Source organism: Brevundimonas kwangchunensis (assembly GCF_039523815.1).
GTDB classification, from domain to species: Bacteria; Pseudomonadota; Alphaproteobacteria; order Caulobacterales; family Caulobacteraceae; genus Brevundimonas; species Brevundimonas kwangchunensis.
In genome coordinates this window covers 111,955-122,108 of record NZ_BAAAGA010000004.1, presented here as the reverse complement: position 1 = coordinate 122,108, position 10,154 = coordinate 111,955, and the positions used below count along the sequence as shown (strand labels likewise).

Here is a 10,154-nt window from a genome sequence, read left to right as displayed (position 1 = left end):
GCGGGCGTTTCTGTTTCCGGGTCGGAAAGGATCAGCCGAGGTGCTGGGCGACCCGGGCTTCGAGCGTTTCCGACAGGATCTTGCCGGTCGGATGGTCGTCGGTCTGGATCTGGTCGCGGACCACGGCCTTGATGGCGTCGATGTGGGCGTCGATCAGCATGACCGGCGCGGCGAGGCGCTTGGCCGGATCGTCCATCATCTTGCACAGCGAGCCGGCAAGGCGGGTGACCAGCGGATACTGGTAGGTCGTGCCGAGACCCTTCAGGTCATGGGCGCGGAAGTACAGGGCCTCGGCCGTGGCGGCGTTGTAACCCTGCTCGCGGATGTCGGTCTGGGCCTTGTCCAGTTTGACGATCTCGTCCTGCAGCCACTGGCCGAACTGAGCCGACATGGCTTTCAGGGCCTCTTCGGCCTTGGCGATGGCGTTGGCGTCGATACCGCCGAACGCGCCGCCGACCTTCATGCGAAGGGTGTTGGGCGGACGAATGACCTGTGCCGAGTTGCTCAAGGGGCGCTCCCGATTCTGGAAGCGGCACTGTCACCCAATCTGTTTAAGAAGGGGTGGACGCCGTTATCAGGACGCAAATTGCTCGGCCAGCACCCGTTCCTCGAAGGACCGGCCGGCATCGAACAGCATGGTCAGGGCGATGTCCCGGCGCTCGCGCACCTCGACCTTGCTGACCCGGCGCACCTCGAAGCTGTCGGCGGTGGCGCTGACCGGGCGCTTGTCGGGTTCGAGGATCTCGAAGCAGACCTTGGCCTGATGCGGCAGCAGGGCGCCGCGCCAGCGGCGGGGCCGGAAGGCGCTGATCGGGGTCAGGGCCAGTACGCGCGAGTCCAGCGGGATGATCGGGCCGTGGGCCGAGAGGTTGTAGGCCGTCGAGCCGGCGGCCGTGGCGACCAGGCAGCCGTCGCAGGACAGCTCCTCAAGCCGAACGCGGTCGTCGACGCTGATCCGCAGCTTGGCGCTCTGGCGGGTCTGGCGCAGCAGGGAGACCTCGTTGATGGCCAGTCCGCTCTGGACCTGCCCGGTCTCGCCCCAAGCGTCCATCTGCAGCGGATGGATGACCGCCCGACCTGCGCCCGACAGGCGCTCGATCAGATTGTCTTCCTCGTAGTCGTTCATCAGGAAGCCGACCGAGCCGCGGTTCATGCCGAACACGGGCGTGCGGCGGTCCATGACGGTGTGCAGGGTCTCCAGCATGAAGCCATCGCCGCCCAGCGCCACGATCACGTCGGCCTGATCCATCGGCACGGAGCCGTAGCGTGCCTTCAGGCTGTCGCGCGCGGACATGGCCTCGGGGCGGTCCGAGGCGGTGAAGGCGATGCGGAGGTCTGAAGAGGCGGCGCTGCTCACCCGGCCACGCAAGCCGAGCCTGAGGCCGAAGTCAAACGGCCAGTCGGTTCTGCGGCGCTTCGGCCTCGATCAGGGCGCGGAAGGCTCGGGTCGCCGAGGCCGGCGAGATGGCGCCGCGTTGCCAGACGGAATCGCCGCGATCACCCGGCAGGGCGCGGTTCAGCTTGCGGACATCGGCCAGCAGTGTGGGGAAGGCGGCGCGGTCGATGCCGACGGCGGCGCAGGCGTAATAGAAGGCCTCCGGGCTGGGCATGGCCAGCGCCTTGCGGATCTGGGCGACGTTGAAGTCGCCCAGCGTGGCCAGGCCGTGGATCACCAGACCGAGGCGCTTCTCGCGCGCGGCGCGGACCAGCACGCCGGGCTTGAGCTGTTTCGCGGCGTGGAGTTTGGCGGCGAGGCGGCGTTCCATTTCGTCGCGCTCCGAGCCTTCGGCATCCGGTAGTTCGCCGGGGCGAGCCGGGCGCATCACGCCCTGAACGGCGTCGTAAACGGCGGCGGTCAGTTTGGTCTCGTCAACCTCGAAGCGGGTGGAGATGGCCTGACGCAGGGCCTCGCCGACCCACTGGTACATCTCTTCCGCCATGGCGGTGGTCAGGCCGGGGTGGCGCGAGAGGGGACTGCGCAGGGCGGCGATGCGGCGCGACAGGTCGACCATGCGGCGCATGCCCTCGGCGCTGATCTCGGCCGTGCGGTTGGTGGCCAAGGCGGTGACGACGATGGGATCGCCCCGGTCGAGGACGGCGTCAGCGACGCGGCCGCTGATGTTCGGGCGACGGGCGACGGCGATCTGGTGTTCCAGCGAGGCCTTGATCAGCACCTGGAGCAGGTCGTCGTCGCGCAGTACGGGGCTGGAAAGAAGGATCGGACGGGCGATCTCGAACTCGTCCAGCGCCAGCACATTGATCAGGGCGGACGGGGCCCAGTCGGCGTCGGCGAGACGCTCGGCGAGGGCCTTGCGCACCTCACGCTCGGCCTGACGGGCCAGGGTCAGGAAGATTTCGCCCAGAACCGGGGACAGCTCACCGGACGGTGGGGCCGCGTCGCACAGGGCGATGACACCGAGCAGCAGCCTTTGACGGGCGTCGGGAGCAGCGTTGCGGGCGAGCGCAAGCAGCTCGGTCGCGCTGGGGGCGACGTTCGGATCGCGGTCGGGCTGGACGAGCTGGACGAGGACGGTCACGGACGTCTCCGGCGCACCGAGTGGGTTCGGCGACCAGAGCTTTACGGTCAGGGTTTAAAGGCAGGGTTAACGGAAGCTGAATCTTGACGGACGCGTCCCGGAGGAAGAGCGTGGCGAAAAAATACGCAGGGAGAGTAATCCAATGGCCGATGGCGCGATCACATCGCTGAAATCGAAGGTGTCGGAGGCGGAGTGGAAGACCCGCGTCGACCTGGCCGCCCTGTACCGTCTGGTCGCCCTGCACGGCTGGGACGACATGATCTTCACGCACATCTCGGCCCGCGTGCCGGGACCCGAGCATCACTTCCTGATCAATCCGTACGGCTGGTACTTCGAGGAGATGACCGCCTCGTGCTTGGTCAAGGTCGATCTGGACGGGAACATCGTTCAGGAGACGACCGACTTCATCAATCCGGCCGGCTTCACCATCCACTCCGCAATCCACGGCGCCCGCGAGGACGCGCATTTCGTAATCCACCTGCACACGGTCGCCGGCGTCGGCGTCGCGGCGCAGAAGGAGGGGCTGCTGCCGATCGGCCAGAATGCCTGCCTGCTGCAGGAACAGGTGGCCTATCACGGCTATGAAGGCCTCGCCCTGAACCACGACGAGCGCGAGCGGCTGGTGGCGGATCTGGGCGACAAGCCGCTGATGCTGCTGCGCAATCACGGGACGCTGGCGGTCGGGCAGACGGCGTCGGCGGCCTGGCTGGGCATCTTCTTCCTCGAGCGGGCGTGCGCCCAGCAGGTGGCGGCGCTGTCGGGCGGTCGCGAGCATGTGCTGATGGCGCCGGACGCGGCCCAGGCTGAGACGCGGGAGCAGGGCAAGGGCATCAGCTTCATCTCGTCACTGGCCTGGCCGGGCGCGCTGCGCATGCTGGATCGGAAATCACCGGGCTACGACGCCTGATGCGTTCCGGGGGGCTGGTGATCGGACTGGCCGCCCTTTCCATCGGCGGCCCGGCCGCCGCGGACGCGTGGACCCGGCCGAAAGGCGAGGGTCTGGCTATTCTGAAGTACGAGGACATGCGCGCGGATCGCGGGTTCGACCCTGCGGGCGATCTGGCGGACCTGCCCGCAGAGCGGCGCGACCGGACGGCCTCGATCTTCGCCGAGTACGGCCTGACCGACCGGCTGACCGTCCGGTTCAAGGGCGAGTGGCAGTCCGGCGAGGACGCCTTCGTCGACTATGATGGACGCGGACCGGTCGAGATCGGGCTGAACTGGCAGGTCTGGCGCGACGACCGGACCGCCGTCGCCTTGTACGGCGGCGTTGCGGACGGCGGGGAGGGACGCAATGCGGGGTATGCCGCGCCGGGCGTCGGGGAGCGGGACTGGGAGGTTCGGGCCGCCGGCGGGCGATCGTTCGGCGCAACCTTCGTCGAACTGCAGGCGGCGCGGCGATTCCGCGATGGACTGCCGGACGAAACCCGGCTGGACGCCACGGTCGGCGCCCATGTCGGGGCCGACTGGATGTTGCTGGGACAGGCGTTCGGGGGGCAGACCGAGGGTGGGGACGCGCGTTGGCTATCGCTCGAAGCCTCGGTGGTCCGTCACTTCGGCGACTGGAGCGTTCAGGCGGGCTGGCGCGACGCCGTCGCGGGCCGGGAAACGCCCGATTCCTCGGGGCTGGTCGTCGCGCTGTGGCGACGGTTCTGACTGTGGCCGCATGTCGCAGAATTCCGCGACGGAAACCGCATCAACGGCCGTTACAGGAACTTTAGTTGCGTCGACGGCGGGAGCCGCTAAGTCGGCTCGTCCTTCTTCCGGAGCGTCAGCCGCGTGATCAAGCGTCACTTCTTCCTCATCGCCGCCGCCGCCCTGGTAGGGCTGATGGTCGTCGCGTTGGTCATGCGCATGGCGTTCGCCGGTGACGAAAAGGGCGGCCAGCGTGGTCCGGGCGGACCCGGCGGCGGTCGCGGTCAGGCCGTATCGGAAGCGGTGGCGGCGAATCGCGAGTTCTCGGACCAGATCCGGGTGCTGGGCGTGGCGCGCGGCCGTCGCTCGGTGAACATCACCTCGACCACCAGCGAACTGATCACCCGCGTCATGTTCACCGACGGCCAGCGAGTCGCCGCCGGCACGCCGCTGGTTCAGCTGCAGGCCCGCGAGGAGGACGCCGCCATCGCCGAGGCCCGCGCCCAGGTGGCCCGCGCCCGCACCATGTACGAACGCTATCAGACCCTGCACGAGCGCGGCTTCGCCTCCGACGCCATGGTCGAGCAGTACGAAACCGAGCTGGAAAGCGCGCAGGCCTCGCTGGCCGCCGCCAACGCCCGCTCGGGCGACCGCACCATCCGCGCGCCGTTCTCTGGCGTGCTGGGCCTCAGCACCGTCACGGCGGGGACGCTGGTGAACCCCGGCGCGGTCATCGCGACCCTGGATGACATCGATGTCGTGCGCGTCGATTTCCCGATCCCGGAGCGCTACCTGTCGGTTCTGCGCACCGGCACGCCTATCACTGCGACGATCGACGCCTATGGCGACGAGGTCTTCAGCGGCCGCATCGCCCTGATCGATACCCGCGTGAACGAGCAATCCCGTTCGGTGGTCGCTCGCGCCGAGATCGCCAATCCCGGCGGCCGGATCCGTCCGGGCATGGCTGTCCGCGTGGCCGTCCAGCAGGGCCTGCGCCAGACCGTGGCCGTGCCGGAAGCCGCGCTGCAGTATCAGGGGCAGACCGCCTTCGTTTATCGCATCGCCAACGGCGGCGAGGGCGGTTCGACCGCCCAGCGCGTCCAGGTCGAGACCGGAGCCGTCGAGGGCGGCTTCGTGGAAATCCTGTCCGGCCTGAATGTTGGCGACCGCGTGGTCGGCTCCGGCCTCAACCGCATCCAGCCGGGCGCGCCGGTTCGCGTGGCCGGTCGTGAGGGCGCAGCGCCCGCCGGTGCAGCACGGGGCGGCGCCGCGCCGTCGCAGGCCGCCGGAGCCGCCGCGCGATGATGCTTTCCGACATTTCGGTCCGGCGGCCCGTCATGGCCGCCGTGGCGGCCATCGTCCTGTGCGTTGTCGGCGTCGCGGCCTTCTTCTTCCTGCCGGTGCGGGAACTGCCGGACGTCGATCCGCCGGTGGTGTCGGTCAACACCAGCTATGCCGGGGCCTCGGCAGAGGTCATCGAGAGTCGGATCACCGAGCCGATCGAGCAGCAGATCGCCGGCATCCAGGGCGTCGAGCGCATCAACTCGACCAGCCGCGACGGTCGTTCGAGCGTGAACATCGAGTTCTCGCTGGATCGCAACATCGACGACGCCGCCAACGACGTGCGCGACCGCGTCTCGCGCGTGCTGGGCCGCCTGCCGGATCAGGCCGACCCGCCCGAGGTGGCCAAGGCCGACTCGGACAGCCAGCCGATCATCATCCTGTTCCTGCGCTCGACCAGCATGAACCGGCTGGAGCTGACGGATTACGCCGACCGCTATCTGATCGACCGTCTGGCCACCGTGCCGGGCGCGGCGCAGGTGCAGATCTATGGCGAGCAGCGCTACGCCATGCGCGTCTGGCTGGACCCGGCGGCGATGGCCGCGCGCGGTCTGACGGTGACGGATGTCGAGACCGCCCTGACGACCCAGAACGTCGAACTGCCGGCCGGTTCGCTGGAGTCGGGCCAGAAGGATTACACCGTCCGCGTGGCGCGGACCTATGCGCGCGCGGAGGACTTCCGCCAGCTACCGATCGGCACGCGCGGCTCGGCGTCCAATGCGACGGCCTCGAACAACACCAGCGGCCAGGCCTCGAACGCCGCGGGCCCGCCCAGCGGCGCGAGCGGCGCTATCCAGGGTCAGGCCAGCTACGTCACCCGTCTGGGCGACATCGCCCGCGTCGAGGAGGCCCCGGCCGAAGACCGTCGCCTGTTCCGCGGCAATGGTCTGGACCAGATCGGTCTGGCGGTGACCCGTCAGGCCCAGTCGAACGACCTGGCCATCTCCGAGGGCGTGGAGAAGATGATCGAGGAGATCCGACCCAGCCTGCCCGAGGGCACGGAACTGGTGGTCGGATCGGACAACTCGGTCTTCACCAAGCACGCCATCGACGAGGTCTGGATCACCATCGGCATCGCCATGGCGCTGGTGGCGCTGGTGAACTTCATCTTCCTGGGGTCGCTGCGCGCGGCGCTGATCCCGTCGATCGTGGCTCCGATCTGCCTGTTGGCGACCTTCATCGTTCTGGCGCCGCTAGGCTTCTCGCTGAACCTGCTGACCCTGCTGGCGCTGGTGCTGGCCATCGGTCTGGTGGTCGATGACGCCATCGTGGTGGTCGAGAACATCCAGCGCCGTCTGGACCTTGGCGAGCCGCCGCTGGTCGCCGCCGAGCGGGGCGCGCGTCAGGTGTTCTTCGCCGTCGTAGCCACGACCGTGGTGCTGCTGGCGGTGTTCGCGCCGCTGCTGTTCCTGCCGGGCTACGTCGGCCGTCTCTTCGTCGAACTGGCCGCCGCCATTGCCGCGGCCGTGGCCTTCTCGGCCTTCCTGGCGCTCAGCCTGTCGCCGATGCTGGCGTCCAAGATCCTGAAGCCCGCACAGACGGGCGGCTGGCTCGCCCGCAAGGTCGACTTCGCGATGGACAAGCTGCGCGAGTCCTACGGCAACTCCCTGCGCTCCATGCTGGGCGCCAAGGCCGCTCTGTTCGGCGTGATCGGCCTGATCGTTCTGGTGGCCATCGGCACCACGGTGATGTTCATCACCCTGCCGGACGAACTGGTGCCGCCGGAAGACCGTGGCCGGGTGACCGTCCGCGTGCAGGGCCCCGAGGGCGCGGGCTTCGACTACACCCGCAACATCATGATGGGCCTCGAGCCGATCCTGGCCGAGTACAAGGCCAGCGGAGAAGCCGAGAGCTATCTGGTTTCGGCGCCGGGCTTTGGCGGCGGCAGCTTCAACTCGGGCAACGCCACCATGGTGCTGGCCGACTGGTCGAAGCGCGACCGCGCGGCTGACGAGATCGCGCAGGAGCTGAACGGCAAGCTGCGCGGCCAGACGGACGCCCAGGTCAACGCCTCGACGCCGGGCGCCTTCCAGCGCGGCGGCGGCAACTCCAACTCCGTCGAGATGGTCGTGACCGGCTCGGAGTACGAGGACATCTACAACTGGCTGCAGCCGGTTCTGGCGCGTGCGCTGGAGAACCCCGGCTTCTCGCGTCCGCGCCTGAACTACGAGCCCAACGCCCCGCGCCTGCTCGTCGATGTCGATCCGGAGAAGGCCGCGGCGCTGGGAGTCTCGTCCCAGTCGATCGGCCGGACCCTGGAGACCATGTTCGGCTCCCGGCGCGCCACGACCTATCTGAAGGGCGGGCAGGAGTACGACGTCATCCTGCAAACCGAGCGCGACAACCGCCGCACCGTCGGCGATCTGGAGGCGCTGTATGTGAACACAGGCTCGGGCCAGCTGGTGCCGTTGTCGGCGGTGGTGAACACCCAGACCTCGGGCGACACTCCGGACCGTCGTCGTCTGGATCGCCAGCGTTCGATCACCCTGAGCGCCGATCTGAACCCCGGCACGACCATCGCCGATGCGACCCAGTTCCTGACGCAGGTCGCGTCGGAGCAGCCGCAGGGCGTGGTGACGACCCAGTGGGGCGGCGCGGCGCGCGACCAGCAGGAAGCGGGCGGCGCGGTCATGGCCGCCTTCGGCTTCGCCCTCCTGCTGGTCTTCCTGGTGCTGGCCGCGCAGTTCGAGAGCTGGATCACCCCGGCGGTCATCATGCTGACCGTGCCGCTGGCCGCCGCCGGTGGGCTGTTCGGACTGGTGATGGCGGGCTCCAGCCTGAACATCTACTCGCAGATCGGCCTGATCATCCTGATCGGGGTCGCCGCCAAGAACGGCATCCTGATCGTCGAGTTCGCGAACCAGCTTCGTGACCAAGGCCGCTCGATCCGCGACGCGATCATCGAGTCGTCGACCCTGCGTCTGCGCCCGATCATCATGACCTCGATCGCCACCGCCTTCGGCGCGCTGCCGCTGGCCCTGTGGCAGGGGGCGGGGGCCGGCAGCCGTCAGACGATCGGCGTGGTGATCTTCGCCGGCGCCATCTTCGCCACCATCCTGACCCTGTTCGTGGTGCCCGTGATCTACGGCGTGCTGGCGCGCTTCACCAAGTCGCCGGAGTACACCGCCCGCAAGATCGAGGAGTGGGAAGCGCAGGAGACGACGGCCAACGACGCGGTTCCCGCGGCGGCGGAATAGATCAGGGCGCGGCCGCCGGCTCAGCCGGCGGCGCGTACCCGGTCTCGACCTTGAGCCAGGCGATCACATCGCGGCGGTCGGTCTCGTCGGGGATGCCGGCGAAGCTCATCTTGGTGCCGCGCAGGAAGGTGCGCGGGTTCTCCAGCCAGTGATCCAGACGCCCGGCGTCCCAGGCGAAGCCGGCTTCCTTCACGGCGGTCGAGTAGTTGTAGCCGGGGTGCGTGCCCGCGGTGCGGCCGAACATGCCGTACAGGTTCGGGCCGGTCATGTTGGGCCCGCCTTCGGTGATGGTGTGACAGGCGCGACAGCGGGCGAAGACGCGGCGGCCGTTGTCCAGATCTCCGGCATTGTAGGGCGTGGGCAGGGAGGCCAGCAGCGCCGCCTTCTGTTCCGGCGTGGCCTGCGGGCGCGGCGGTGCAGCCGGGGCTTCCGGCGCGTTGCTTTCACCGCAGGCGGCGAGGGTCATCACGGCCATGGCGGCGAGGGTCTGGCGGATCATCGAACGGCTCCCGGAGAACCTGTCGGTGATAGCCCAACCGTCGCGTCGGGCAACTGGTCGAAACGTCCAGCCGGACTGGACTGCGAGCCGTCGCGCCTGATAATCACTGTCAGGAAGAGCGCGGCCCGGAAGCCGCCCCCGCTGTAGCGAGTCCCATGTCCGACATCCTCAAACTCAGCGAAGCCCGCAAGGGCGCGCGCGGCGTGATCGTTCAGGTCGGCGATCACGGCCACCATATCGACCATGCGGTCGAGCTGGAGCGCCGACTGCTGGAGCTGGGTTTCGTCGAAGGTGCGCGCGTCGAACTGCTGCACGAGGGCCTGTTCGGCCGCGATCCGATCGCCATGAAGGTCGATGACATGCGCGTGGCGCTGCGCCGGCACGAGGCCGCCAGCATCTCGATCCGGCTGGAAACGGCGGCCGCCTGATGGACATGCAGGTTCGCACGCCCCGCGTCGCCCTGGTCGGTAATCCGAACAGCGGCAAGACGGCCCTGTTCAACGCCCTGACCGGCTCGCACCAGAAGGTGGCCAACTACGCCGGCGTGACCGTCGAGCGGAAGGAGGGCACGATCCGCGCCGCCTCGGGCCGGACCCTGTCGGTGCTGGACCTGCCGGGCACCTATTCCCTGCGTGCCCGCAGCCCGGACGAGGAGGTCACGCGCGACGTGGTCCTCGGCAAGCTGGCCGGCGAGGCCTTGCCCGACGTCGTGGTGGCGGTGGCCGATGCGACCAACCTGCGTCTGGTCCTGCGTTTGATCCTGGAGCTGAAGGCCGTCGGCCGGCCGATGGTGCTGGCGCTGAACATGTACGACATCGCCCAGCGTCAGGGCCTGCGCATCGATCTGGACGGCCTGCGCGCCGAGCTGGGCATTCCGATCATCACCACGGTGGCGACCCGCAAGCGCGGTGTCGACGAACTGGTGGCCGCGGTCGAGGCGGGGGG

At 68.9% G+C, this 10,154-nt stretch carries 10 protein-coding genes; 6 read left to right on the top strand and 4 right to left on the bottom strand.

The window, feature by feature from the left end; translation table 11 throughout:
* Positions 1–31 precede the first annotated feature (31 nt).
* From ABDZ95_RS08755 to ABDZ95_RS08745, 3 genes are all read right to left on the bottom strand, one after another.
* A complete protein-coding gene (locus ABDZ95_RS08755) occupies positions 32–508 on the bottom strand; it encodes an Hpt domain-containing protein (protein WP_343792764.1) in 477 nt (158 codons plus the stop codon).
* 66 nt (positions 509–574) lie between these two features.
* A complete protein-coding gene (locus ABDZ95_RS08750) occupies positions 575–1,357 on the bottom strand; it encodes an NAD kinase (protein ID WP_343792762.1) in 783 nt (260 codons plus the stop codon).
* Between the two features lie 31 nt (positions 1,358–1,388).
* Positions 1,389–2,537, bottom strand: coding sequence for a DUF2336 domain-containing protein (locus tag ABDZ95_RS08745; protein WP_343792760.1), 1,149 nt, complete (start codon positions 2,535–2,537; stop codon positions 1,389–1,391).
* Between the two features lie 142 nt (positions 2,538–2,679).
* Here ABDZ95_RS08745 and ABDZ95_RS08740 point away from each other — a divergent pair, with 142 nt between their 5' ends.
* The 4 genes from ABDZ95_RS08740 to ABDZ95_RS08725 all read left to right on the top strand — a co-directional run bounded on the left by ABDZ95_RS08740 (position 2,680) and on the right by ABDZ95_RS08725 (position 8,710).
* The gene (locus ABDZ95_RS08740; RefSeq protein WP_343792758.1) at positions 2,680–3,444 is read left to right on the top strand and encodes a class II aldolase/adducin family protein; all 765 of its coding nucleotides are present in this window, start codon (positions 2,680–2,682) and stop codon (positions 3,442–3,444) included.
* Entirely contained in the window at positions 3,444–4,193 is a 750-nt protein-coding gene (locus ABDZ95_RS08735; protein ID WP_343792756.1) for a hypothetical protein, read from the top strand. Before ABDZ95_RS08740 ends, ABDZ95_RS08735 begins: the two co-directional genes overlap by 1 nt.
* Before the next feature lie 123 nt (positions 4,194–4,316).
* Positions 4,317–5,477 (top strand): efflux RND transporter periplasmic adaptor subunit, encoded by a 1,161-nt coding sequence (locus tag ABDZ95_RS08730; protein ID WP_343792754.1) that lies wholly within the window; start codon positions 4,317–4,319, stop codon positions 5,475–5,477.
* Positions 5,477–8,710 (top strand): efflux RND transporter permease subunit, encoded by a 3,234-nt coding sequence (locus ABDZ95_RS08725; protein ID WP_343792920.1) that lies wholly within the window; start codon positions 5,477–5,479, stop codon positions 8,708–8,710. The genes ABDZ95_RS08730 and ABDZ95_RS08725 overlap by 1 nt, the downstream gene beginning before the upstream one ends.
* Before the next feature lies 1 nt (position 8,711).
* Here ABDZ95_RS08725 and ABDZ95_RS08720 read toward each other — a convergent pair whose 3' ends face one another.
* Positions 8,712–9,209: a c-type cytochrome gene (locus ABDZ95_RS08720; RefSeq protein ID WP_343792752.1), complete on the bottom strand. Its 498-nt coding sequence runs from the start codon at positions 9,207–9,209 to the stop codon at positions 8,712–8,714.
* A 155-nt stretch (positions 9,210–9,364) separates the two neighbouring features.
* On the opposite strand from ABDZ95_RS08720, the gene ABDZ95_RS08715 reads away from it, so the two are divergent.
* Together ABDZ95_RS08715 and ABDZ95_RS08710 are read left to right on the top strand one after the other, a co-directional pair.
* Positions 9,365–9,637 (top strand): FeoA family protein, encoded by a 273-nt coding sequence (locus ABDZ95_RS08715; protein WP_343792750.1) that lies wholly within the window; start codon positions 9,365–9,367, stop codon positions 9,635–9,637.
* Positions 9,637–10,154 (top strand): FeoB small GTPase domain-containing protein (locus ABDZ95_RS08710; RefSeq protein ID WP_425542983.1); only part of this gene is annotated, 518 nt, incomplete at its 3' end. The genes ABDZ95_RS08715 and ABDZ95_RS08710, both read left to right, overlap by 1 nt.

What these genes read in the sequence shown, in the direction of transcription:
- ABDZ95_RS08720 (WP_343792752.1), bottom strand. Translation starts at nt 9,209, where the DNA reads ATGATCCGCCAGACCCTCGCCGCCATGGCCGTGATGACCCTCGCCGCC.
- ABDZ95_RS08740 (WP_343792758.1), top strand. Translation starts at nt 2,680, where the DNA reads ATGGCCGATGGCGCGATCACATCGCTGAAATCGAAGGTGTCGGAGGCG.
- ABDZ95_RS08735 (WP_343792756.1), top strand. Translation starts at nt 3,444, where the DNA reads ATGCGTTCCGGGGGGCTGGTGATCGGACTGGCCGCCCTTTCCATCGGC.
- ABDZ95_RS08725 (WP_343792920.1), top strand. Translation starts at nt 5,477, where the DNA reads ATGCTTTCCGACATTTCGGTCCGGCGGCCCGTCATGGCCGCCGTGGCG.
- ABDZ95_RS08715 (WP_343792750.1), top strand. Translation starts at nt 9,365, where the DNA reads ATGTCCGACATCCTCAAACTCAGCGAAGCCCGCAAGGGCGCGCGCGGC.